Annotated in this window: 27 protein-coding genes and 1 tRNA gene; 15 read left to right on the top strand and 13 right to left on the bottom strand. The window is 60.7% G+C overall.

Annotated features, from left to right (window positions below; all coding sequences use genetic code 11):
* Nucleotides 1-14: 14 nt before the first annotated feature.
* On the bottom strand, nt 15-1,577 hold the full coding sequence (locus KR100_RS01095; RefSeq protein WP_204207746.1) for a SpoIID/LytB domain-containing protein: 1,563 nt from the start codon (nt 1,575-1,577) through the stop codon (nt 15-17).
* Nucleotides 1,578-1,633: 56 nt separating this feature from the next.
* On the opposite strand from KR100_RS01095, the gene rpmI reads away from it, so the two are divergent.
* The 3 genes from rpmI to KR100_RS01080 are packed head-to-tail and all read left to right on the top strand — an operon-like array spanning nt 1,634 to nt 2,745.
* Nucleotides 1,634-1,831: a 50S ribosomal protein L35 gene (gene rpmI, locus KR100_RS01090; RefSeq protein ID WP_038547568.1), complete on the top strand. Its 198-nt coding sequence runs from the start codon at nt 1,634-1,636 to the stop codon at nt 1,829-1,831.
* A gap of 38 nt (nt 1,832-1,869) precedes the next feature.
* A complete protein-coding gene (rplT, locus tag KR100_RS01085) occupies nt 1,870-2,217 on the top strand; it encodes a 50S ribosomal protein L20 (protein WP_038542501.1) in 348 nt (115 codons plus the stop codon).
* Nucleotides 2,218-2,226: 9 nt separating this feature from the next.
* Entirely contained in the window at nt 2,227-2,745 is a 519-nt protein-coding gene (locus tag KR100_RS01080; RefSeq protein ID WP_038542499.1) for a tetratricopeptide repeat protein, read from the top strand.
* Nucleotides 2,746-2,762: 17 nt separating this feature from the next.
* Here KR100_RS01080 and KR100_RS01075 read toward each other — a convergent pair whose 3' ends face one another.
* A complete protein-coding gene (locus KR100_RS01075) occupies nt 2,763-3,305 on the bottom strand; it encodes a hypothetical protein (RefSeq protein WP_038542497.1) in 543 nt (180 codons plus the stop codon).
* Between the two features lie 88 nt (nt 3,306-3,393).
* Here KR100_RS01075 and KR100_RS01070 point away from each other — a divergent pair, with 88 nt between their 5' ends.
* From KR100_RS01070 to KR100_RS01055, 4 genes are all read left to right on the top strand, one after another.
* Entirely contained in the window at nt 3,394-4,203 is an 810-nt protein-coding gene (locus KR100_RS01070) for a thiazole synthase (protein WP_038542495.1), read from the top strand.
* A 106-nt stretch (nt 4,204-4,309) separates the two neighbouring features.
* On the top strand, nt 4,310-4,483 hold the full coding sequence (psb34, locus tag KR100_RS01065) for a photosystem II assembly protein Psb34 (RefSeq protein ID WP_038542493.1): 174 nt from the start codon (nt 4,310-4,312) through the stop codon (nt 4,481-4,483).
* A gap of 59 nt (nt 4,484-4,542) precedes the next feature.
* The gene (locus tag KR100_RS01060; protein ID WP_038542491.1) at nt 4,543-5,739 is read left to right on the top strand and encodes an NAD-dependent epimerase/dehydratase family protein; all 1,197 of its coding nucleotides are present in this window, start codon (nt 4,543-4,545) and stop codon (nt 5,737-5,739) included.
* 10 nt (nt 5,740-5,749) lie between these two features.
* Nucleotides 5,750-6,895, top strand: a complete 1,146-nt coding sequence (locus tag KR100_RS01055; protein WP_038542489.1) for a glycosyltransferase family 1 protein — start codon at nt 5,750-5,752, stop codon at nt 6,893-6,895.
* Between the two features lie 31 nt (nt 6,896-6,926).
* Here KR100_RS01055 and mrdA read toward each other — a convergent pair whose 3' ends face one another.
* The 5 genes from mrdA to cbiD are packed head-to-tail and all read right to left on the bottom strand — an operon-like array spanning nt 6,927 to nt 12,508.
* Complete coding sequence (gene mrdA, locus KR100_RS01050; RefSeq protein ID WP_038542487.1) at nt 6,927-8,732, bottom strand: penicillin-binding protein 2; 1,806 nt, start codon at nt 8,730-8,732, stop codon at nt 6,927-6,929.
* Between the two features lies 1 nt (nt 8,733).
* Entirely contained in the window at nt 8,734-9,108 is a 375-nt protein-coding gene (locus tag KR100_RS01045; protein WP_038542485.1) for a hypothetical protein, read from the bottom strand.
* Nucleotides 9,109-9,118: 10 nt separating this feature from the next.
* A complete protein-coding gene (locus KR100_RS01040) occupies nt 9,119-9,730 on the bottom strand; it encodes a hypothetical protein (protein WP_038542483.1) in 612 nt (203 codons plus the stop codon).
* Nucleotides 9,731-9,782: 52 nt separating this feature from the next.
* Entirely contained in the window at nt 9,783-11,369 is a 1,587-nt protein-coding gene (guaA, locus tag KR100_RS01035) for a glutamine-hydrolyzing GMP synthase (RefSeq protein WP_038542481.1), read from the bottom strand.
* Between the two features lie 32 nt (nt 11,370-11,401).
* Nucleotides 11,402-12,508 carry a cobalt-precorrin-5B (C(1))-methyltransferase CbiD gene (cbiD, locus tag KR100_RS01030; RefSeq protein WP_038542479.1) on the bottom strand — a complete coding sequence of 369 codons (1,107 nt, stop codon included), beginning with the start codon at nt 12,506-12,508 and terminating at the stop codon, nt 11,402-11,404.
* Nucleotides 12,509-12,558: 50 nt separating this feature from the next.
* Here cbiD and KR100_RS01025 point away from each other — a divergent pair, with 50 nt between their 5' ends.
* A complete protein-coding gene (locus KR100_RS01025) occupies nt 12,559-13,707 on the top strand; it encodes an alanine--glyoxylate aminotransferase family protein (RefSeq protein ID WP_038542477.1) in 1,149 nt (382 codons plus the stop codon).
* Nucleotides 13,708-13,718: 11 nt separating this feature from the next.
* A tRNA-Gly gene (locus tag KR100_RS01020) sits at nt 13,719-13,790 on the top strand.
* Nucleotides 13,791-14,133: 343 nt separating this feature from the next.
* On the opposite strand, the gene KR100_RS01010 is transcribed toward KR100_RS01020, so the two are convergent.
* Both KR100_RS01010 and KR100_RS01005 read right to left on the bottom strand, forming a co-directional pair.
* The gene (locus KR100_RS01010; RefSeq protein WP_038542474.1) at nt 14,134-14,400 is read right to left on the bottom strand and encodes a hypothetical protein; all 267 of its coding nucleotides are present in this window, start codon (nt 14,398-14,400) and stop codon (nt 14,134-14,136) included.
* A gap of 2 nt (nt 14,401-14,402) precedes the next feature.
* Nucleotides 14,403-14,714, bottom strand: a complete 312-nt coding sequence (locus KR100_RS01005) for a hypothetical protein (RefSeq protein ID WP_038542471.1) — start codon at nt 14,712-14,714, stop codon at nt 14,403-14,405.
* A gap of 86 nt (nt 14,715-14,800) precedes the next feature.
* On the opposite strand from KR100_RS01005, the gene KR100_RS01000 reads away from it, so the two are divergent.
* From KR100_RS01000 to KR100_RS00990, 3 genes are all read left to right on the top strand, one after another.
* A complete protein-coding gene (locus KR100_RS01000; protein ID WP_038542470.1) occupies nt 14,801-15,316 on the top strand; it encodes an AbrB family transcriptional regulator in 516 nt (171 codons plus the stop codon).
* A gap of 60 nt (nt 15,317-15,376) precedes the next feature.
* Complete coding sequence (locus tag KR100_RS00995) at nt 15,377-15,790, top strand: DUF6554 family protein (protein ID WP_038542468.1); 414 nt, start codon at nt 15,377-15,379, stop codon at nt 15,788-15,790.
* 100 nt (nt 15,791-15,890) lie between these two features.
* Nucleotides 15,891-16,163: a hypothetical protein gene (locus KR100_RS00990; protein ID WP_051847259.1), complete on the top strand. Its 273-nt coding sequence runs from the start codon at nt 15,891-15,893 to the stop codon at nt 16,161-16,163.
* Here the strand turns inward: KR100_RS00990 and KR100_RS00985 are convergent.
* Nucleotides 16,118-17,674: a DEAD/DEAH box helicase gene (locus KR100_RS00985; RefSeq protein WP_204207800.1), complete on the bottom strand. Its 1,557-nt coding sequence runs from the start codon at nt 17,672-17,674 to the stop codon at nt 16,118-16,120. The two genes, KR100_RS00990 and KR100_RS00985, sit on opposite strands and share 46 nt — an antisense overlap.
* A gap of 209 nt (nt 17,675-17,883) precedes the next feature.
* Between KR100_RS00985 and KR100_RS00980 the strand changes: the two genes are divergently transcribed.
* Nucleotides 17,884-18,297 (top strand): HNH endonuclease, encoded by a 414-nt coding sequence (locus KR100_RS00980; protein WP_051847258.1) that lies wholly within the window; start codon nt 17,884-17,886, stop codon nt 18,295-18,297.
* A 13-nt stretch (nt 18,298-18,310) separates the two neighbouring features.
* On the opposite strand, the gene KR100_RS15485 is transcribed toward KR100_RS00980, so the two are convergent.
* Entirely contained in the window at nt 18,311-18,457 is a 147-nt protein-coding gene (locus tag KR100_RS15485; protein WP_239420361.1) for a hypothetical protein, read from the bottom strand.
* 32 nt (nt 18,458-18,489) lie between these two features.
* Here KR100_RS15485 and KR100_RS00970 point away from each other — a divergent pair, with 32 nt between their 5' ends.
* The gene (locus KR100_RS00970; protein WP_038542464.1) at nt 18,490-19,425 is read left to right on the top strand and encodes an SDR family oxidoreductase; all 936 of its coding nucleotides are present in this window, start codon (nt 18,490-18,492) and stop codon (nt 19,423-19,425) included.
* A 143-nt stretch (nt 19,426-19,568) separates the two neighbouring features.
* Nucleotides 19,569-20,612: a 4-hydroxythreonine-4-phosphate dehydrogenase PdxA gene (gene pdxA, locus KR100_RS00965; protein WP_038542462.1), complete on the top strand. Its 1,044-nt coding sequence runs from the start codon at nt 19,569-19,571 to the stop codon at nt 20,610-20,612.
* Here the strand turns inward: pdxA and accB are convergent.
* Together accB and efp are read right to left on the bottom strand one after the other, a co-directional pair.
* On the bottom strand, nt 20,582-21,064 hold the full coding sequence (gene accB / locus KR100_RS00960; RefSeq protein WP_204207799.1) for an acetyl-CoA carboxylase biotin carboxyl carrier protein: 483 nt from the start codon (nt 21,062-21,064) through the stop codon (nt 20,582-20,584). The genes pdxA and accB overlap by 31 nt on opposite strands.
* Nucleotides 21,065-21,625, bottom strand: a complete 561-nt coding sequence (gene efp / locus KR100_RS00955) for an elongation factor P (protein WP_038542459.1) — start codon at nt 21,623-21,625, stop codon at nt 21,065-21,067. It abuts the gene before it with no gap.
* Between the last annotated feature and the right edge of the window lie 45 nt (nt 21,626-21,670).

The following is a 21,670-nucleotide window of genomic DNA, read 5'->3' as shown; positions in this document are numbered from 1 at the left end:
CAGGTCGAAGGACTCTAAGGGGCTTGAACGGGGGAGGGGAGTGGACCGTAGACAGTCCCTGGGTAGTAATGACGCAGGATCTTCTCGGTCGACCAGCCACGCCAGGCCAGGTCAATGGCTCCGGCCTGGGACAGACCGGAGCCGTGGCCGAAGCCGCCACCTCGCACCAACCAGCTTCCTCCACCCTGAGGAGAAATCACAAACAGGGTGCTGGGAAGCCGCCTCAGTGTCCGCCGAATCCGATCGAGCTTGAGGATCACGGGCGCTGCATCACCAGAGCCAGCGATCTTCAGAGCCAGAACACGACCACTCGTTCCTCGTTCCAGGACGGACACGGTGAGGGGCAAGGCCAGTCCGGCGCCCTCAGCACCGAGCGAGCGTTTGATCTCAGGCGCCGTCAAGGTGCGACTCCAGCGAAACAGGGGGTGATTGGTTCCATACGCCCCAGCTCCGCCTTGAAGCAACGCATCGACAGCTGCGCTCTGCATCAGAGGCAACGGATGGCGATTCCGCCAGGCCTCATCACCATCAGCCTCGGCCTTGAGGTAGGGGGCCGGATCCATGGCCCAGGCCTCGGGACCCGCTGCCATCACACCTCCATTACTGGCGTGATAAACGGCACTGATCGGTTCACCCTTCCAACTCAACAGTCGACCGCTTGTGGCCTTGATGGCTTGCCTGACTGCGCGGCCAGCCTGACGAGGGTCGCTGTACACCTGGCACTGGGTGTCGCTGCAGAGGTGGTATCCATCGATCCTGAAGCGATGGCTGTTGGCGAGGGCCCAGGTCCGAGCCAAAACGGTTTGGGCCTGCAGCGCTGCGGTCGGTGAACCAGCGCCGATTTCGTGGGGAACCACGCCTTCGAGATAACGCTCAATGGGCACCTGTTCCACCAGGGTCCAACTGCCGTAGGCATCAGGCTGCAGTCGAAACGGACCGCGATACAAGCCGCCTTTCCACAGCAGGCCGTTGGGAGCCTGGATCTGAATCGGTCCCGTGAGCGTGGTTCCCCCCTCGGAACTCTCCAGGACGGGTTTCACCACTGTTGTTGTGCTGCCACTCCAGTCGCGGACGCGCAGACCCTCCGGTAGCGGAGACGCCTGCGGCGCCCAGACCTCCCAGTCGCCAGGGTGTGCAACTTCAGCCGCGACACCGATCTGGCGCCAGCGCTTGGCGACCCGTTCAGCCGATTCAAAGCTGGCAAACGGCCCCGCCACACGGCGGGCCAACGGCAACGGAGTGTCTAGGGGCACGCTCCTCCAGCCGATCGAAATCGTGCCGGAGCTCCATTGCGTGCCGGCTGCGTCCTCAAGCGTCAGGGGGCCTGAGGCACTTCTGAGGGTCAACAGTGGTGATCGGCCGCCGCGACCGAGATGATCCGCAAGCGACACCCAGAGCACAGGAGATAGTCCGTTGGCTCCAGGTGGTGCTGGAACCGGCTGATGGGTTGCCGGAACTGCACGCACTGCCGCGGGTGCGGGATCGGGTGCAGCGTCGGGTTCGGCCTGCAGTTCCACGGCACGACAGCCTGTCGCCATCACAAGCAGGACGGCCAATGGCAACAGGCGGAAAATCATCGAAACAGTCGCGCTGCATCGTATTGTTGTCGTTTGTGCCCGACAGAGCAGTCGCAATGCCCAAGCTGAAGACCCGCAAAGCTGCCGCCAAGCGGTTCAAAGCAACCGGCACTGGCAAGTTCATGCGTCGGCGCGCCTTCCGCAATCACCTGCTGGATCACAAGACCCCAAAGCAGAAGCGTCACCTGGCAACCAAGGCAGTGGTGCATGAAACGGACGAACTGCGCGTCATCCGGATGCTCCCTTACGCCTGATTGTTCCGTTCATTTCCTGATCAAATCCTTCCAACGTCATGGCCCGCGTCAAGAGAGGCAACGTCGCCCGTAAGCGTCGTAACAAAATCCTGAAGCTGGCCCGTGGCTTCCGTGGAAGCAATGGAACGCTGTTCCGCACAGCCAACCAACGGGTCATGAAGGCGTTGTGCAACGCCTACCGCGACCGCCGCCGGCGCAAGCGGGATTTCCGCCGCTTGTGGATTGCCCGCATCAATGCCGCAGCACGGATCAACGGCGTCAGCTACAGCCGGCTGATGGGTGGCCTGAAAAAGGCCGATGTTCGGCTCAACCGCAAAATGCTGGCCCAACTCGCCGTCGTCGATCCAAGCAGCTTCACCAATGTGGTGAGTGCCGCCAAGGCCTGATCATTCCCCGTGAACCTGCTGCCCCAGACCTACCTTCTGGGCCTGGTTGGCCTGCTGGCCATCGTGGCCGTCGTGGTGGGTCGTCAGCTCCTCAGGGTTCGCCGTGACGAAATCAAGCTGATCGAGCTGGAGCAATCCGGTGCGTCAGCATCCCGTCAGGCCTCTGATTTGTACGAGCTGGCCTCTGTCCAGCTGCGCAAACGGCTTTATCCCCAGGCAACCACCACGTTGAAACAGGCCGCCAAGCGGCTTTCAGGCGAACCGGACGAGGCACGCGCCCTGATTGAAAATGCGTTGGGCTTTTCATTGGCTGCCCAGAAGAACTACGAAAGCGCCGTCAAGCATTACAAACTGGCGCTGAAGGCCAAAGCTGATTATCCCGTTGCTCTGAACAACCTCGGGTTTGCCCAGGAAAAGCTGCTGCAAACCGAAGAAGCGATGGCCGTCTATGAACGGACACTCGAAATTGAACCCGGCAACAACACAGCCAGCAAGCGTCTGAAAAAACTCCAGAAACGGATCGGCTGAGACCAGCCGACGTCAGCTCACCACAGTGGCTGGAGAGGCGGTTGAGCACATTCGCTGGACAATGCCAGACGTCCGCCGATGCCACCACCTGGATCATTGGTGTTGATCAAACGGGGGGATTCCCAGGCGGAGGGACTGAAAGCCTGGAGGCCAAGAAAGACCCCACCAGGCTCTGCTCCTGCGATCAAAGGACTCGCAAGGGGAATCAGATCCAGTTGATCGGACTTTGCATGGAGATTGCCCTGAACCGGGGTTGCGACATCGCCGAGATCCATGGAACCGCGAAGGTTCACCATCTGCCCCATCGGTGTGAGTGAGGTGAGCGTCAGCTTCACGTCGACTTCCGGGTTGCCGTCAAAGGGCCGGTAGGTTCCACACCAAAGACGCGGAAGGGTGTCAGCGAGAAGAACCGCACGTTTGACCGGATCGAAGCTTTCGACGTTCCCGTCATCAACTTCCGTCGGCACCGCCAGCTCAATCGGATCAAGTGGCAGTTGAGGATTGCTCATGAATGGCACCTGGCTGCCGATCGGTAGATCCATGGCAAGCAGGAAAGGCATTGAGCACACATGATGTGGCTGCACGGTAGGGCGTTTTGCTCATCCGTATCGGCACTGCCATGCCGTTCTCTCAACCTCAACACGCGTCATGGTTTCGACGTTGAACGCCCTCGATTCCCTAACCATCGCCGGACGACAGTTCAGCAGTCGTCTCTTCACAGGAACAGGCAAATATGCCGATCTGGCCACGATGCAAGCCAGCATCGAACGCTCCGGTTGCGAGATGGTGACGGTGGCCGTCCGCCGCGTTCAAGCCGTTGCCGCCGGCCATGCCGGCCTGATGGATGCTATCGACTGGTCGCGCATCTGGATGCTTCCCAACACCGCTGGATGCAGCGATGCCGACGAAGCCGTTCGCGTGGCCAGGCTGGGGCGGGAACTGGCAAAGCTGGCCGGGCAGGAGGACAACAACTTTGTGAAACTCGAGGTGATCCCTGACAGTCGGCACCTGCTGCCGGATCCGATCGGCACCCTTGAAGCAGCCGAACGACTGGTGGACGAGGGATTCGCCGTTCTGCCATACATCAATGCCGATCCGCTGCTGGCCAAGCGGTTGGAGGAGGCAGGCTGCGCCACCGTGATGCCTCTTGGTTCTCCGATCGGCTCCGGTCAGGGCTTGAACAATGCGGCCAACATCCGGCTGATCGTTGAAAACGCCAGCGTCCCTGTGGTGGTGGATGCCGGAATCGGCGTCCCCAGCGAAGCGGCAGAGGCCCTTGAGCTGGGGGCAGATGCCGTTCTGGTGAACAGTGCGATCGCCCTGGCCGGATCTCCCGCGGCGATGGCCGAAGCCATGGGACAGGCCGTCAAAGCTGGACGCCTGGCGTACTGCGCTGGACGACTGCCTCGACGCGAGGAAGCTTCGGCAAGTTCACCCAGCACCGGCTTGGTGACCTGAGGAAGGTTGCGACAGGTAAAGAGAGATGACGTCAGATGAATCTGGCGGCGTTTCATCAGTCAGTAGGCATTTGAACTCATAAGGTCCGGGCATTCGCAGTTCAAACATGCAGGTCACCACAGAAGACGGCGGACGGCTGAACGCTTTTGCCAAGGAACCCCGCATGGAAGTGATGGATGCTGAGACCTCACGTCAGCGGGGACAGAGCTCCCTGCTGATGATGGTTGGTGGTGCGGTGCTGGTGATGGCCCTTGTCGGGGTCAGTGTGGCAATCAGCTGAAAATCCCTGTAGTAGCTTGCCTCAACTGAGCGTTTTGCTCATTCCTGCAGGAGTCTGGGGTGAAAGTTCTCGTTCTCGGCGGTGACGGCTTCTGCGGCTGGCCCTGTGCGGTGAACCTGGCTGATCAGGGCCACGAGGTGTTGATCGTCGACAACCTCAGCCGTCGCAAGATCGACATTGATCTCGAGGTTGAATCCCTCACACCGATCACCAGCATCGGTGAACGCCTCAAGGCCTGGCGTGAGATCGGCGGCAAGCCGATGCGTTTCGTCCACATGGACATCGCGCACGAGTTCCAGCGGCTGCTGGATCTGCTGCTGGATGAACAACCCGACTCGGTGGTGCACTTCGCTGAACAGCGCGCCGCTCCCTATTCAATGAAGAGCAGCGCCACCAAGCGCTACACCGTCGATAACAACGTCAACGGCACCCACAATCTGCTGGCCGCCATCGTTGAAAGCGGCCTGGATATTCACGTGGTGCACCTGGGCACGATGGGGGTCTACGGCTACGGCTCCCACCGCGGCGCCACCATCCCCGAGGGCTATCTCAAGGTGGAAGTGCCCCAGCCCGATGGCAGTCGCTTTGAGGAGGAGATCCTTCACCCGGCAAGCCCTGGCAGCGTCTATCACATGACCAAGACGCTGGACCAGCTGCTCTTCCTCTACTACAACAAAAACGACAAGGTCCGCATCACCGACCTGCACCAGGGCATCGTCTGGGGCACCAACACGGAAGCCACCGATCGCGATGCCCGCCTGACCAATCGCTTTGATTACGACGGCGACTACGGCACGGTGCTGAATCGGTTCCTGATGCAGGCCGCCATCGGCTACCCCCTCACCGTGCATGGCACCGGCGGCCAGACGCGGGCATTCATTCACATCCGCGACTCGGTGCGTTGCGTGCAGCTGGCCCTGGATAACCCGCCTGAGCCCGGCGAAAGGGTCAAGATCTTCAACCAGATGACCGAAAGCCATCAGGTTGGTGAGCTGGCCAAGAAGGTGGCCGCCCTGACCGGTGCTCAGGTGAACAACCTGCCGAATCCACGCAATGAAGCCGTGGAAAACGATCTGATCGTGGACAATCGCTGCTTCATCGAACTGGGTCTCAACCCCACCACGCTGGATAACGGCCTGCTGAAGGAAGTGGTGGACATCGCCACCCGCTACGCCGACCGCTGCGATCGCAACCGCATCCTCTGCACCTCCGCCTGGACCAAAACCCAGGCCCAAGCCATCGGCAGCGCCGCCTGAGCCTGCGTCTGTGAAAATCGCCTTCTTCACTGAAACCTTCCTTCCCAAGGTGGATGGCATCGTCACGCGTCTGACGAAGACCGTGAAACACCTTGTGGATGCAGGGGATGAGGTGGTTGTGTTCTGTCCGGAAGGCGCTCCGAGCAGCTACATGGGCGCCCGGGTGATCGGCGTGCCAGCCATGCCGCTTCCGCTCTACCCCGAACTGAAGCTGGCCCTGCCCAGGCCTGCGGTTTCTGAGGCCATTGACGACTTCCAGCCAGATCTGATCCATGTGGTCAACCCCGCCGTGCTCGGCCTGGGTGGCATCTGGCTGGCCAAAACCAAGACCATTCCTCTGGTAGCGAGCTACCACACCCATCTGCCCAAATATCTGGAGCACTACGGGGTGGGCATGCTGGAACCCCTGCTCTGGGAGCTGCTCAAGGCAGCGCACAACCAGGCCGTCCTGAACCTCTGCACCTCAACGGCCATGGTTCAGGAGCTGAGCGAGAAAGGGATTCAGCACACCGCCCTGTGGCAGCGCGGCGTCGACACCGATCTGTTCAGGCCCGAACTGCGCGGCGACGAGATGAGGCGACGGCTCCTCGGTCAACACGACGATCGTGGTGCCCTTCTGCTGTATGTGGGCAGACTCTCTGCGGAAAAACAGATCGAGCGCATTCGCCCCGTGCTGGAGGCACTCCCGGATGCCCGTTTTGCCCTCGTGGGTGATGGCCCCCATCGCCAGCAACTGGAACGCCATTTCGGAGGCACGGCCACAACCTTCGTGGGTTACCTAGCTGGCGAAGAACTGGCGGGGGCCTACGCCAGCGGTGATGCGTTTCTGTTCCCCTCCAGCACAGAAACCCTCGGCCTGGTGCTGCTGGAAGCGATGGCGGCAGGATGCCCTGTCGTCGGGGCCAACCGCGGCGGGATTCCGGACATCATCACGGATGGGGTCAACGGCTGCCTGTATGAGCCTGACGGCGCTGATGGCGGAGCTGCCAGCCTGATTTCGGCAACGCGCAAACTGCTTGGCAATGACCTGGAGCGCCAGGGGTTGCGCAAGGCTGCCCGCACGGAAGCCGAACGCTGGGGCTGGGCCGGAGCGACCGAACAACTGCGTGGGTATTACCGCGAGGTTCTCGGACGACAGCTTCAGGCCACAGCCTGAACGCCACAGCCTGAACATCGCGGCCTGAAGCTCAGCGCCTGCGGCCCTTCTCCCACTCCGCCAGAACTTTTTTCGCCATCGGAAGCGCATGAACGGACCCTCCACCCGGAGTGTTCTGGGCGAAAGCGACCACCACGATCTCCCCGTTGGGATAGGGGGCATAACAACCGAACCAGGCATGATCCGGTCCACCCGTGCTGTCCTCAGCGGTGCCGGTCTTCCCGGCAGCAGGCGGAATTCCAGGGCCGTTGAGTCCTGCACCCGTCCCGCTGGAGACGACTTTGCGCAGACCCTCTCGAATGGTCTGCAAGGTGGATGGCTTGATGGAGACCTTGGTTTTGTAAGGCGGCAATCGCCAGTCCTTGTCTGACTTGGCGAAGTGCGGTGTCACCAGCCAGCCGCCGTTGGCAAACACCGCGTAGGAGCGTGCCAACTGCAATGGCGTGATCTGAACGACGGATTGTCCGATCGAGGCACTGGCCATGTCCTCGGGAATCCAGGGCATGGATCCGGGCTTTGCCCAGCCGCCGCGGCCTTCGGCCGCCCATTGCTCATCGCCGACCAGACCGATGCTCTCCTCCCAGCCGATCTCAATGCCGGTCTTCTGCATGAAGCCGAGCTGGGTCGCCGCCTTCTTCAGCTCCATGGATCCCACCCCAACGCCCACCTGATAGAAGAACGTGTTGCTGGAGAAGCGCAGGGCATCGGCATAGCCGATATGCCCGAAACCGGCACCGTTGTGATCCGGGAAACAATGGCCGCCGTAGGTGATGCAGGCCGTGGTGTGCAACTTCGTCTCCGGCGGGAATTTGCCGGACTCCATGCCCGCCATCGCCGTGACCGGCTTCCAGGTGCTGCCTGGGTCGTACGCGTTCATCGCCCTGCTGAATAGCGGCTTCTTGGGCGATTTGAAGAGAGCGTCGTATTCCTTCTGCGTGGTGATCAGCTTGGAGAAGAAGTTGGGATCGAACGTCGGTTTGCTGGCGAGCGCCAGGATGCCGCCGTCGCTGGGATCGAGAACCACGATCGCCCCGCCCGGTTTATCCGCCAGAACCTGCTCGGCCACCCGCTGCAGATCGAGATCGATCGTCAGTGTCAGGTCCTTGCCGGCCACCGATGGTCGATCACCGAGGTTTCGCTGCACCTCTCCCATGGCATTCACCTCGAGCATCTGGCCGCCCCACTGGCCCCGCAGTTGACTCTCGTAGGCCGCTTCGACCCCGATGCGTCCGATTCGATCGCGGATCTTGTAGCCCTTCTCAGCCAGGGTCTTGAACTCTTCATCGGTGACCGGCGAGGTGTAGCCAATGGCATGGGCCGCCAGGGTGCCGTTGGGGTAGTAGCGAAGAATGTCGACATCAACCTGGGCACCCTGCAGCGATGCAGACTGCTCCCGGAAACGCAGGACCTGCTCGGGCTTGAGATCGAGCGCCAGGGTGATGCGATAGCCGTCACGATCCAGGCCACGGCCGCGGCGGGCATCAAGTTGCTCAGGTTTGAGGTTGAGCAGGGATGCCAGACGATCACGCAAGGCTGGCCAGTCCTGATCGCTGACCAGACGCGGTTCGACATACAGGGTGTAGGACAGCTTGCTGGAAGCGAGAACCCGCCCCTTGCGGTCCAGCAAGCGACCACGGATCGGCGAACGGGGAACCAGGCGAATTCGGTTCTCGTCAGCGAGCTCGCGGAAGCGGTTGTGCTCCAGAAGCTGCATCCAGACCAGCCGCGCGGCCATGGCGCCGCAGAACAGAAGAATCACCAGCAGCAGCACGAGCGGTTGCTGCTGCAGGCCGGTCTGCCGCTGGATAGCACGGCCCTGAGAACCGGAGATGGACATCTCAGGAATCCGCCGGCAGCCTTCGACTCAACTCCTCGAGTCGACCCTCGATCCGCTGCAAGGCGATGATCAACTCGGATCGCTCGTCGGGAGAGGCAACGGGCTCTTCAACGGACACGGACACGGGCATCACTGGATTGCCAAGACCGGGACTGACCTGATCCAGTTGCTCTCGAACGGTGCGGGCCGCTGGCTCACCTTCCTCACGCAGATCGGCAATCGGATCAGCCGACGCACCACTGAACACTTCCGCCACCTTCGTTGGTCCCCCCTGACGAGCCCGTTCCAGCACGGCGAGGCCGACGGGGAGCACGTCCTGCATCAGGGACAGGCGCAGTTGATCGAGAGGATTGTCAGCGCTGGAGCTGTCGGCCATGGGGCCTGCGTCAACGGACCCCAGTCTGTCCTGAAGGAAGCGAGAGCGTTGGACAGGCTGACTGCCGCGCCGCCATGGACCAACCGAAGACGCCGGAGAGCACCATCAGCATCACGATCGGCACCACAGCTTTCTGGGTGGTGTCCATGCGAATCCATTCCCACCAGGCACGCCAGAAGCGACTCCGCTCGAACCGTCGGTGTTCGCGGCTTTCGTCGCGACTGCGACGCTTCAGCGCTTTGTCGACCCAACGCTCAAACGCCCGCTTCTTGGTGATCGTCATCTTGCGCTCCACCTCGAGCATCTGGCCGGAGCCCAGCTCGGGGTGGAAGGTGCTGATCAACTCAAGGCTTTTGAGAAACATCTCGATCGCCCCGTCCCTCACAGCGACCTGCCCAGCCTCAAGCTGGGTCCAGTCCAGCTCCGGGTAGAAGCGAGAACGGTTGGCCACGATCTGGTCCTCGCTCAGCTGGCCTGGCTCGCGCAGCCAGCGATCGGTGTTGCTGTCGAAGCGACGCCAGTACAGGAATGGATTGAGATAGATCGTGCGGCCGCTGAGCTGAATGCTGTCCTGCTGCAGGCGTCGCTGCAGTTGTTGATCCTGCTGTTGAGTCGCCGTCACGGAGTCCAGGCCTGTGGCCCAAGCTATCGACCACTGACAACAGGATCCAGCCCTATTCCCACTCAATCGTGCCGGGAGGCTTGCTGGTGATGTCGAGCACCACACGGTTCACCCCCTTCACCTCATTCACGATCCGGTTGGAGATGGTTTCCATCAGGTCGCAGGGGAGTCGCGACCAGTCCGCTGTCATGCCGTCTTCACTGGAGACGCAGCGCAGCACCACCGGCCAGGCATAGGTGCGCTTGTCCCCCATCACACCGACGGATCGAACCGGCAACAGCACCGCAAAGGCCTGCCAGATGTCGTGATACAGACCGGCCTCACGGATCTCCTCGCGAACAATCAGGTCGGCATCCCGCAGACAGTTGAGCTTCTCATCGGTGACCTCACCCAGGATCCGAATCGCAAGACCTGGCCCCGGGAAGGGATGGCGACGCACAATCTCCTCAGGCAACCCGAGGGCACGACCAACCCGCCGAACCTCATCCTTGAACAATCGGCGCAGCGGTTCCACCAGCTTGAACTGAAGGTCCTTGGGAAGACCCCCCACGTTGTGGTGGCTCTTGATCTTCACCGCCACCCGTTCACCGGTCTTGGGGTCAACATTGGTCCCGGCACTCTCGATCACGTCTGGATACAGCGTTCCCTGCGCCAGGTAATCGAACGGACCCAGTCGCTTGCTCTCCTCCTCGAAGACGCGGATGAATTCGGTTCCGATGATCTTGCGCTTCTGCTCAGGATCGGTGATGTCCTTCAACTTGCCAATGAAACGCTGCCGGGCATTGATGTATTCCACATGGATATTGAATTTCCGATCGAAGAAATCCATCAGAAATTCGGGCTCCCCTTTGCGCATGAAGCCCTGATCGATGAACATGCAGGTGAGCTGATCACCGATGGCCTTTTTCAGCAGAAAGGCCAGGGTGGATGAATCAACACCACCGGAGAGAGCCAGCAGAACTCTCTTGTCGCCAACCTGCTCACGGACCTGGTCGACCGCTTCATCAATGAAGGCCGAGGTCGTCCAATCCGGGTCACAGCGGCAGATGTGATAAACGAAATTCCGGATCAGAGCCATCCCGCAGATGGAATGCACCACCTCCGGGTGAAACTGCACCCCATACAACCGGCGCTTCAGATGCGCCACGGCGGCCTCCGGCGTGTTGGCCGTGTGAGCCAGCCGCACAAAGCCCTCGGGCAGAGCCTTCACCGAGTCGCCATGACTCATCCACATCGTGGAGCCGGAATCCACGTTGGTGAGCAGATCCGTGGGGTCATCCACCTCAAGCGGCGCCTTGCCGTATTCGGCCTTGCCTGTGGCCGCCTCCACCACCCCGCCCAGCTGCTGAACCATCAGCTGCATGCCGTAACAGACCCCGAGCACAGGAATGCCGAGCTCCCAGATCGCCGGATCACAGAGAGGTGCCCCTTCGGCATAAACCGAACTGGGACCCCCGCTGAGGATCAGCCCCCTGGGCGCCAGAGCCCGCAGCTCCTCAGCCGACGTGCTGTACCCCATCACAACGGAGAACACCTCGGTTTCCCGCACACGCCTGGCAATCAACTCGGAGTACTGGGATCCGAAATCCAGGATGACGATGGCCGGCTGCCGCGAACCGTCGAAAGAAGGCTGGGACATCAATGCAGAGCTGGGACGGGCTTTGAAAACCGTCAGTGCTTCAGCGTAAAGAAGCGCTTCGCCGCAACTGGGCCCCAACGCCGCAGCTGGCGACTGCGATCGAAGAGAGCGACCCCGATGCCCATGGACCAGCGCCCGTAGCGAGCGATGTAGGCCGCACTGCGCCTCTCGACAGCCTCGGCAAGCCGATCCCACAAGCGATCGGCCGCGGCCGGATCCTCAGCCTCCAGAGCGTTCAAGGCCCCATCAACGGAGGAGGCTGTCCGCAGTTGTTCCAGCTGCGGCCTCGAGAGACCAGCATCCAATCCCAGTGCCAGCAGCACCTCCTGGCGGCCATCGGCCAGATGGTGATGGGTGTGAAAAATGCCTCCGGCCAGCTTCACCAGCTTTCCGTGGTACCCCAACAGCAACAGGTCCTGCACCCCAGCCTCTGCAGCCGCAACCAGCACAGGACCCAGCCAGTTCCCCACCTTGATCAAAGGCTTGAACCCCGCCTGTCGCGCCAGATCAAGACCGTTCTCACCAATCACCAGCGTCAGTCGACCAGCGAAATCGTGATGTTCGGCCAGGTGTTTGACCTGATCCAGGACCTGTTCCAGCTGATCTGGTGCCGCACTGCGCTGAACCTCCGCCTGCAAACCGATCAAGGCCAGACCATCGACAACACCGAAGGCAGCATTGCTGGTGCGCTCGGCAAGCTCGCGCCCCCGCGGCAGCACCACCTCAAGTTCCACCCCGCGGCCTGATGGCAACAATGGCAGGAGATTGACCTTTAGCAGCTGGAGGGCAAAGGATGAGATGCAGAGCTCTCCCCCCTCCGCATAGCGCCCGATGCCCAGGCCCCCGAGCAGTTCAATCGGAGGCTCTGGCGTGTCCCGCCAACGCGCTGTCACCCAGATCTCAAGTCCTCGTGTGAGATCCAGGCCTTCCCCTGGATCGCAATGACTGATCGCCATCGCCAGCCGGCCGGCGTCCAGAAGCGCTGACGACACCACTGGCACAACCAGAGGTTCCCTCCGTTCAGGAATGGATAACGACTGATCCGGCTCAAAGTCCTGCTGCAGCAGAGCACGAACTGCAGCCTTGGCCGCAGCCGCCACCCAGACCGGCAGGGTCAGTCCTGGGACGGGGGATGGAATGGGCGAATGAAACGCTGTTTTCTAGAGTCGCCGATTGGCAGCCCAGCGTCATGCAGGACAAACTCACCCTGATGATTCCGGGGCCGACCCCGGTGCCGGAATCAGTGTTGAAAGCGATGGGTCGGCATCCCATCGGACACCGCAGCGGTGACTTTCAGGCAGTGGTTGAACGAACCACAGAGCAGCTGAAGTGGTTGCATCAAACCGACGGTGATGTGCTGGTGATCACCGGTAGCGGTACCGCCGCCATGGAAGCTGGAATCATCAACACCCTGAGCCGTGGAGACAAGGTTCTCTGCGGCGACAACGGCAAATTTGGGGAACGCTGGGTGAAGGTGGCCGAGGCGTTTGGCCTCGATGTGCAGGTGATCTCAGCGGAGTGGGGACAACCACTCAATCCGGAGGACTTCAGTGATGCCCTGAACGCGGACACCGACAAGGCGATCAAGGCCGTGATCCTGACGCACTCGGAAACATCCACCGGCGTGATCAATGATCTGCAATCGATCAGCGGCCACGTCAGAGCCCACGGCACAGCCATCACGATCGCTGACTGCGTCACCAGCCTCGGCGCCACGGATGTCCCGATGGATGCCTGGGGGGTGGATGTGGTGGCCTCGGGTTCTCAGAAGGGCTACATGCTTCCACCCGGCCTGAGTTTCGTCGCCATGGGCGAGCGAGCCTGGCAGGCCTATGAACGTTCGGATCTACCGAAGTTCTATCTCGATCTCGGGGCCTACCGAAAAACAGCTGCAAAGAACAGCAACCCATTCACACCGGCGGTGAATCTCTACTTTGCACTGGAGGTTGCCCTGGAGATGATGCAGAAGGAAGGGCTTGAGAGGATTTTCACGCGTCACTCACGCCATCGAGCTGCGACACAGGCCGGGATGAAAGCAATCGGTCTGCCGCTCTACGCAGCAGAGGGATTTGGCAGTCCTGCCATCACCGCAGTGGCCCCTGACGGCATCGATGCTGAGGTTCTGCGGCAGGAAGTGAAAAAGAGATTCGACATTCTTCTGGCTGGTGGCCAGGACCACCTCAAAGGGAAAGTGTTCCGAATCGGTCATCTTGGATTTGTCTGCGATCGGGATGTGATCACAGCTGTTTCAGCGATCGAGGCCACGCTTCAATCGCTTGGGTTACATCAAGGGACAATGGGTGCAGGTGTTGCTGCAGCAACCCAGGCTCTTGGCTAGAAGACAGGAACGCGGGTGTAATTCAGCGGTAGAATGTCAGCTTCCCAAGCTGGACGTCGCCGGTTCAAATCCGGTCACCCGCTTTGTTCTTTAGTTGAAGAATTGAAGCTCACAGTCGTGGCTTGATCAGTTGCATGACCTGGGGGCCGGACACTTGAGCACGGCGCTCCTGATCCAGGCCCTTAAGAATCAGGAGACCAGCTTCCGAAATCAGTCCATGATGAGCTTGATCCCGAGCCTGCTCGAAAAATTGATGGGCAGCCTGCTGATGTGCATCTCGTTGATCAGCAACTGCAGGGCGTTTGGCAAATGTGAGCGTCAATGAACGCGAGTTTTCTCTTTTGTATAAATTATACCGCGTTTAATTAAAAACTCCAGCTGCTCAAACTGAACGATGCACTTCTTCAAAAGAAGATTGCTGAAAATTCAGGTTCCGGGCTCCTCTGCGTTACCACCAAGCGCTGCAATCTGCGCTCTCAATTTGAGACATCGCTCAGTGTCTCCACGCATTTCAGCGAAGGCGAGAGCGAATTCAAGTTTCTCAAGTTCATGACCACGCTCCTCAAACCCAGTTGTTGAGAAGTCGTTTGCCTTGTGGATCGTGGACGAAGACTGGACGTTGCCGCAAGCAGATGAGGCAGAGATGGTGGATGCCATGGATGCCTTTCTTTTCATTTTGGCATCCAGCGCCACCCTTATGCGGCCATTTCCTCACCGTGAAAACCATGGTGCTGGTCGGAATCGTGCGTTTCAGGTCCTTCCCCATGACGAGGCGTCGCAGAAGCCTCGAGCAGATCTCTCGTCTCACGCAAAAGCTGATCGATACCGTCCAACGTGGCCAGCTCCTCATCCGGAACCCGTTGCGCATCCTGATGCTGGTGGCGCAGCTGCAACTCCAACGCTTCCTGGCGTTGCTCGAGCCTGACCAGTCGCTGGGACAAGGTCGTGATCGTCTGTGCAAGGTCTTCGGCCGTGCGTGTGATCCGGAACGAAACGGAACCAGTCATGGCCGAGCCCAAATGAGATTGGACCGATGACAGCACATGGTTAGGCCAGCCTCAAGATCAGACTGCATCAGCGAGACCTGTCATCCATGCCCCCACTGGCGACTCTGCTTCTTTATCTCCTGGCAGGAACAACGCTTGGACTGCTTGCACTTCTGAGTGGAATCCCCGCAGCTCCGCTGGCCGGAGCCCTGCTTGGAGCCGGATTGGTGAGCATGAGTGGAAAGATGGAACTCGCCCAATGGCCGAGCGGCACACGAACCGTTCTGGAAATCGGCATCGGAACCGTGATTGGAACGGGGCTGACACGGGCTTCTCTGGATCAACTCCAGGCCCTCTGGCGACCGGCACTGCTGATCACCCTCACCCTCGTGCTCACGGGCGTTGTCATCGGATTGTGGAGCAGCAGACTGCTTGGGATTGATCCTGTCGTGGCCTTGTTGGGTGCTGCCCCGGGTGGAATCAGTGGAATGAGCTTGGTGGGAGCGGAATTCGGCGTCGGCGCCGCCGTCGCCGCCCTCCACGCCGTTCGCCTGATCACGGTGCTGCTTGTGCTGCCGCTGGTTGTGAAACTGCTCACACCATTTGATCTCAATGGACCCTGATGCCCTAGACAGTCCGGATCTGACCGATACGTTGAGCCGAGTTGTGCTGTCTTCTCTGCCATGTTGCGCTCCGGTCAAACCCTGGCTGTCTGCACCCTGGGCCTGATCGGGGCCCTTGCCGGCGCTCTGCCTCAGGCTGTGGCCGCTGAAACGACAGAGATCAAGGGGGCCAAGATCTACTGCTTCATGCGTTCCAGCGGGAACGATCACAGCGTCAGCTGGAATGCGTCCTACGCCGTGATCAAACGCCAGGGGAACGGCATGTTCAAAACGTCTCCTGAGCACGCTTCTGTGATGATCACGGAAGCTGTGGTGCAGGATCCTGGGAATTTCCCCGATTGCGGTCAGTACCTCGGCGATCTCTTCGGAGCTGCAAGCCGTTCGGAGTCCACGCAGAACTACAGAAGCTTGTCTCCAAACGCCAAAGCCATCAACGGCTTCGACGATCAGGACGACGATCGTTACAGCTACTGAACTTGGACTGCTGATCGGTTGTCTGGCCTGCAGCTCCTCACCGGCACCACCGCAGAACACGCCCGACGCCACCTCCTCGGCAGCGTCAGTCAGCAGCTGCTTGGAACAGTTCAATCCTGAACGACTTGATCAGGCTCTTGAGCGCTGCAATGCAACGGTCCAAGCCCACCCCGATGCACCGGAACCGCTCAGTGAGCGGTCTCTTGTTCACAGCCTGCGGGGAGATTCCAGGAGGGCCTGCAGAGATGTGAAGGCTGCCATCGCTCTACTGAACGATCGCAAGCCGACCTCGACGGACCCCCTCCTTCAGAAAGAGCTGACGGTCCGTCAGGCCGCCTGCAAACAGGAGCGCACCATCGACGCCAGCGGCTGACGAGCCACCGCAAGGCGTCGCGGACCCAACAGGATTTCGATCTGCTCAGCCTTGCTGGCCACCAGACCATCAACCAGCTGATCGGCGGGACCAAGCTGCATCCAGTGGCAGATCAAATCCCCCGTCATGCCAAGGCGATGGCAACGATCCTCAGCCTGATCAACATCCCCCGGTGTCCAGGGACGTTCAAGCAGCACAACATGACGCGCTCGATGCAACGTGAAACCAAGTCCCCCGGTTCCATAGGTTGCAAGCAGCAGATCAGAGGCACCGCTCTGAAACCGGTCAACGGCTTGCTGTCGTTCCGCCGGGCGCTGGCGGCCAGTTAACAGCTCCCCGCCGATCTGCCGATGCAGCAACCTCAGGGGATCAACAAAACCGCTGAACAAAACAACGGCCTCACCACGCGAACGCAGCTCGTCCAGGAGCGCACGAACAGCCGGCAATTTGAACTCAGCCGAGATCCGACGCAACGACGTGAGCACGGCCAGGGATTCGGCATCGGAGCGAACCTCTCCCTTGCGAACCCTGTATCGGTAATCCTCGATCACAAGACCGACGCGATGGTCGAAACCGACTGATTCAGCCTGGGCCAGAACAATCGGAATATGCCGACGTTGTTTGGGAGGCAAACCAATCACCTGCCGCTTGCGGCGATGAAGAATCAAGGGCCGCGTCAGCTGGCGAAGCTCCTCCAGCTGACTGGCACCATCGGCCTGCCACTGGCGATGACGGCCCGGCCGCTCACGCCAGTGACCCTGACAGTACATCTCCTCAAAACGCTGCTGATCACGGGAAATGGGATGGTCGATGGCCGCCAGCAACGGAAACAGTTGCTTGGGACGGCCGTTCTTCATCGGTGTGCCGGTCAGCATCCAGATCGCGCGCAGGCGAGGGTGACGGGCCAGCCGGAGCAGTGCTTCCGTTCGTCTTGCCTGCAGGGTCTGGGCGAAGTGGGCTTCATCCACCAGCAACACCGTGCCGGCCTCAGGAAGCTCAGGAGGGAGGCGTGCCCAGCTGACGAGCTGCACAACCTGAGCCACCGCATCCGCCTCGCGTTGCCAGTGGGCATGCAACCCCACAGGGGCCACCACCAGGACCCGCAGGGACGCGCAGCGGGCCAGAGCCCTGGCTGCCAGCAGAGCCGTGAGAGTCTTGCCAAGCCCCATCTCATCAGCGAGGACGGCGCCGCGCCTTGCCAGCAGCCAGCGCGCACCGGATCGTTGGTGGGCCAGTGGCTGTCGGCCATCCTGCAGTGGATCCTCCAGATCGGCAGCGGCAATCAGCTCACGGTGCGGAGGCAGAGGCGGTAGCGGTTGATGGCTCCAGGCCATCCACTGCTTCAGGTCGTCTCGAATGTGAAAACGCTTGCCCAGGGCGGACTGCAGTGCCTGCATCGAGGCCAGTGGAAACTCCCAGCCCTTGCGTTGGCCGCGCCAGCACCCACGTGGCCTCACCCGACGCAGCTGCGCCTGCGTCACCGCATCAAAGGGACTCACCACTCGGACCATGCCTGAGGGTGAAAGCTCGAGGTAGCAACGGTGGGACGTCAATGACGAATCAAACGACCCCACAAACAAAAATCTTAAAGGCTCACAGACGTTCGACAAGTTCCTTGCAACAAAGCAATTTTTGAGAGCAAGCATGTCTGAAAATGCAGCGCTCGACACATTGACGCCATCAGCTTTCGCGGCAAACTTTGTTTAACCGAGATCCTCGGATGCATAACAGGGACGCAGTTTTTCTAGATGAACTCTGCCCCAAATTACGTGTTCGACGATGGAGACAATCATTGCATACATACACCGGAAAAAGTTGCATCTATTGCGGCAAACCTTCCGAATCTATTGATCATATTCTGCCGCGTTGTCGTGGTGGTTTAAGTGTCACCGAAAACTGCGTACCGGCCTGCCTCTCCTGCAACGGACATAAATCCGATGCAGACGTGTTCGAGTGGTATCGCAGACAGCGGTTCTACGACCCTCGCCGGGCGATGGCCATTCGAGCCTGGATGGACGGCGATCTGCGCCTCGCCCTGCGCCTGCTGCAATGGGCTGAGCCAGACCACAAGCCACGCCTGGCCAGTGACAGGGAGCGACCGGATGATTCAGGACTGAGCTTCCAGGCAGCCTGACCAGCGACCCCGCTCACCAGACACGACAGGCATCGACGGAGTGGAGTCGCTGGCAGATGGACGCCTGTTGAGCAGGCTCTTCAGGAGCCATGAAGAGGGCCGACACCAGCAGCGCACCGGCGACGATGATCGGATGGACGCGACAGAGGACTGACGACATGGCAGCCAACAGCAACTGATACATCTGTACTGATGCTTCGCGAACTTGTCAATCGCTGCCGACCCCTGCCATCGGGTTCTCGACTGCTCATCCTCGGACGGGGATACAGCGGCGGAACCCTCTCGCAGCTGTTTCAAGGCCTTGGAACTCCCGTGCTGGGAACACGGCGGCAGCCCAACCGAGGACCAGGAGATCTCTGTTTTGACAGTGACGCCGGATTGGCTCCAAACCTCGATGAGATCCCTGACATCACCCATGTGATCAGCTGCATCCCACCAACCAGGGACGGCCGCGATCCCGTGCTGGACCAGCTGCTGCCACTGCTGCGGCAACTGCCTCTGCGCTGGGCGGGCTACCTCTCCACCACTGGTGTCTACGGAGACACTGGCGGCCACTGGGTCGGCGAGTCGGACACGGCCAATCCCGGCCAGGAACGCAGCCGCCGGCGTCTGGAGTGCGAACGGGCCTGGCAGGATTCCGGACTACCCGTTCAGATCCTGAGGTTGCCGGGCATCTACGGGCCCGGACGGTCCGTCATCAACACATTGCTGCAGGGGCGCGCCCGTCTGATCAACAAGCCGGGACAGGTGTTCTGCCGTGTTCATGTCGAGGACATCGCCGGCGCGTCACTGCATCTCATGCACTGCGCCGAAGCTGGCCAGCGTCCGGACATCGTGAACATCTGCGATGACTGCCCCGCGCCGAGCAGCGACCTGCTGCGCTTCGCAGCAACGCTGCTGGAGTGCCCGCTCCCTGCCGAGGAATCCTTCAACGAGAGCCGTGAGGGAATGAGTGCGATGGCACGCTCGTTCTGGAGCGAAAATCGACGGGTGAGCAACGATTTACTGCGGCAGCAGCTTGGCTACGAGCTGCTGCACCCGGATTTCCGCAGCGGTCTTCAGGACTGCTGGCAACAGGATGTCAATCAGGTTGGGACTTCTTCGGAGTCCCGATTAGCCATTGATTGAACCCGGAGGAGCCCTCCTGATCGGTCGTTGGCAATCCGAGGTCCTGCTGCAATCGATCCAGATCAATCAGCAGCCACTGTCTGCTGACGCCCGTGGCCAATCCCACAAGCAGCAACCCTAACAGCAACAGTCTCAGCACATCGATGCCCGCCTCACCTGACGCTACCCAAAGACTGGTGATTGCCCTTGGTGATCCGGCGGGGATCGGCATGGAAGTCACTCTCAAAGCCCTGGGCTCTGATGCCCTCCCCGATCAACTCCAACCGCTGCTGGTTGGATGTCGCCGCAGCCTGATCAACATTCATCAACGGCTGCTGTCCCTCGGCTGCACGAACCTTGCTGATCCAGCTCAGCTGCAGATCGACGATCAACCCATCGAACGGCCGATCGAAGCGGGCGACGCGAGTGCGAGAAGCGGCGCTGCAGGGTTTCACTGGCTCACACGCGCTGTGGAGTGCCTCAGCGATCCCGGTGCACGGGCCCTGGTAACAGCACCGATCGCGAAACACCTTTGGCATGCGGCGGGGCATCACTACCCAGGCCAGACGGAACGGTTGACCGAACTGGCGGGACAATCCCACAGTTCGATGCTGTTCACTGCCGTTTCCCCCCACACGGGTTGGCGACTGAACACCCTGCTGGCCACCACGCATCTGCCGTTGCAGCAAGTGCCGACGTCGCTGACCCCTGAGCTCATCCGTCACAAACTGTCGGTGCTGCTGACCTTCTGCCGTCGGTTCAAGCACCGCCCCCATCTCGCCGTCGCCGGTCTCAATCCCCATGCTGGTGAATCAGGACAGCTGGGCCAGGAGGAATCCGGCTGGCTGGAGCCGCTGCTCAGGGCATGGCGTTCCGACCATCCGGAGATCCGTGTTGATGGCCCCCAACCACCGGACAGCTGCTGGCTTGGCGCTGCCCAGGCCTGGAAAAGCCCGGAAGCGTCAGCACCCGACGGAATTCTGGCCCTGTATCACGACCAGGGTCTGATCCCGGTGAAGCTGCTGGCCTTCGATGCCGCCGTGAACACAACCCTGGAGTTGCCCTTCCTGAGAACGTCTCCCGACCATGGAACGGGATTTGACATCGCTGGTCGGGGTGTCGCCCGGCCGGACAGCATGATCGCCGCCATCCAGGCAGCCTGGGATCTGACGAAGGATCAGGCAGGGCGTACCCGCATCAACACCTGACCGAATTCAACGGGTGTGCCGTTGTCCACGAGGATCTCGACCACTTCACCACTCACTTCAGCCTCCAGTTCATTCATCAGCTTCATCGCCTCAAGAATGCAAACCGTCTGACCGACGTTGATGCGATTGCCGACCTCCACAAAAGGATCCTCCCCCGGAGCAGGCGCGCGATAAAAGGTCCCGACCATGGGAGCGGTGATGTCCAGCAGATCACTGCGACTGGCGGTGGCGGCCGGGGGCGGGTTGCCCGCCGCAGCGGAATCGGCGGCCGGTGCCTGCACCGCTGCAGGCAACGGTGCAGACATCACAGGCGCCATCACGGCCTGAGCCGGCAGATTGCGCCTCACTTCCAGACGGAAGTCATCCCCTTCGAGGCGGAACTCCTGAATGTCGCTGTCAGCGAGCACCTCAAGCAGACGGTGCAATTGATCGTGATCGAGCTGCATGGGGATTCAGTTCTCTCGGCCGAGGTAAGCGTCATTCCGGGTGTCCACCTTGATCTTCTCGCCGATTGAAAGAAACAAGGGCACCATCACCTGGGCACCGGTTTCAAGAATGGCGGGTTTGGTTCCCCCTGTTGCGGTGTCGCCTTTCACACCTGGATCCGTTTCCTTGATCTCAAGAACAACGGAATTGGGCAGCTCCACCTCAAGGGGCTTGTCGTTCCAGGAGACGACATTCACCTCCATCCCTTCCTTGAGATATTTGCGGCTGTCGCCGATCTGTTCTGCACTGAGACGGGTCTCCTCGTAGGTCCCCATATCCATGAAGACGTAGTCCTCACCCTCCATATAGGTGTGCTGAAGCGAGGACTTCTCGAGCAGAGCCTGCGGAATCATCTCGCCGGCGCGGAATGTCTTCTCCACCACGTTGCCCGTCTTGACCGCCTTGAGCTTGGTGCGCACGAAGGCTGAACCCTTCCCTGGTTTGACGTGCAGAAACTCGACCACTCGCCAGACGGCACCATCGAGCTCGATCGTGGTGCCGGTGCGAAAGTCGTTGCTGGAGATCATCCCGGCGGAACGGCTCAGGGGATCATACGGCTGTGCCAAAGTCCC

The sequence above is a fragment of the Synechococcus sp. KORDI-100 genome, from assembly GCF_000737535.1.
Lineage (GTDB): Bacteria > Cyanobacteriota > Cyanobacteriia > PCC-6307 > Cyanobiaceae > Parasynechococcus.
The sequence above is the reverse complement of the archived record's forward strand: the minus strand, read 5'-3'. Positions and strand labels throughout refer to the sequence as shown.

Bases quoted from the DNA above. Each gene is read 5' to 3' on its own strand.
- KR100_RS00995 (WP_038542468.1), top strand. From the start codon at position 15,377: ATGTTGCGCTCCGGTCAAACCCTGGCTGTCTGCACCCTGGGCCTGATC.
- KR100_RS01000 (WP_038542470.1), top strand. From the start codon at position 14,801: ATGCCCCCACTGGCGACTCTGCTTCTTTATCTCCTGGCAGGAACAACG.
- KR100_RS01045 (WP_038542485.1), bottom strand. From the start codon at position 9,108: ATGGCCGACAGCTCCAGCGCTGACAATCCTCTCGATCAACTGCGCCTG.
- KR100_RS01075 (WP_038542497.1), bottom strand. From the start codon at position 3,305: ATGCCTTTCCTGCTTGCCATGGATCTACCGATCGGCAGCCAGGTGCCA.
- KR100_RS01095 (WP_204207746.1), bottom strand. From the start codon at position 1,577: ATGATTTTCCGCCTGTTGCCATTGGCCGTCCTGCTTGTGATGGCGACA.
- KR100_RS01070 (WP_038542495.1), top strand. From the start codon at position 3,394: ATGGTTTCGACGTTGAACGCCCTCGATTCCCTAACCATCGCCGGACGA.
- KR100_RS15485 (WP_239420361.1), bottom strand. From the start codon at position 18,457: ATGTCGTCAGTCCTCTGTCGCGTCCATCCGATCATCGTCGCCGGTGCG.
- KR100_RS01025 (WP_038542477.1), top strand. From the start codon at position 12,559: ATGCAGGACAAACTCACCCTGATGATTCCGGGGCCGACCCCGGTGCCG.
- rpmI (WP_038547568.1), top strand. From the start codon at position 1,634: ATGCCCAAGCTGAAGACCCGCAAAGCTGCCGCCAAGCGGTTCAAAGCA.
- KR100_RS00970 (WP_038542464.1), top strand. From the start codon at position 18,490: ATGCTTCGCGAACTTGTCAATCGCTGCCGACCCCTGCCATCGGGTTCT.
- KR100_RS01005 (WP_038542471.1), bottom strand. From the start codon at position 14,714: ATGACTGGTTCCGTTTCGTTCCGGATCACACGCACGGCCGAAGACCTT.
- KR100_RS00980 (WP_051847258.1), top strand. From the start codon at position 17,884: ATGCATAACAGGGACGCAGTTTTTCTAGATGAACTCTGCCCCAAATTA.
- pdxA (WP_038542462.1), top strand. From the start codon at position 19,569: ATGCCCGCCTCACCTGACGCTACCCAAAGACTGGTGATTGCCCTTGGT.
- KR100_RS00985 (WP_204207800.1), bottom strand. From the start codon at position 17,674: ATGGTCCGAGTGGTGAGTCCCTTTGATGCGGTGACGCAGGCGCAGCTG.
- rplT (WP_038542501.1), top strand. From the start codon at position 1,870: ATGGCCCGCGTCAAGAGAGGCAACGTCGCCCGTAAGCGTCGTAACAAA.
- guaA (WP_038542481.1), bottom strand. From the start codon at position 11,369: ATGTCCCAGCCTTCTTTCGACGGTTCGCGGCAGCCGGCCATCGTCATC.
- mrdA (WP_038542487.1), bottom strand. From the start codon at position 8,732: ATGTCCATCTCCGGTTCTCAGGGCCGTGCTATCCAGCGGCAGACCGGC.
- efp (WP_038542459.1), bottom strand. From the start codon at position 21,625: ATGATCTCCAGCAACGACTTTCGCACCGGCACCACGATCGAGCTCGAT.
- psb34 (WP_038542493.1), top strand. From the start codon at position 4,310: ATGCAGGTCACCACAGAAGACGGCGGACGGCTGAACGCTTTTGCCAAG.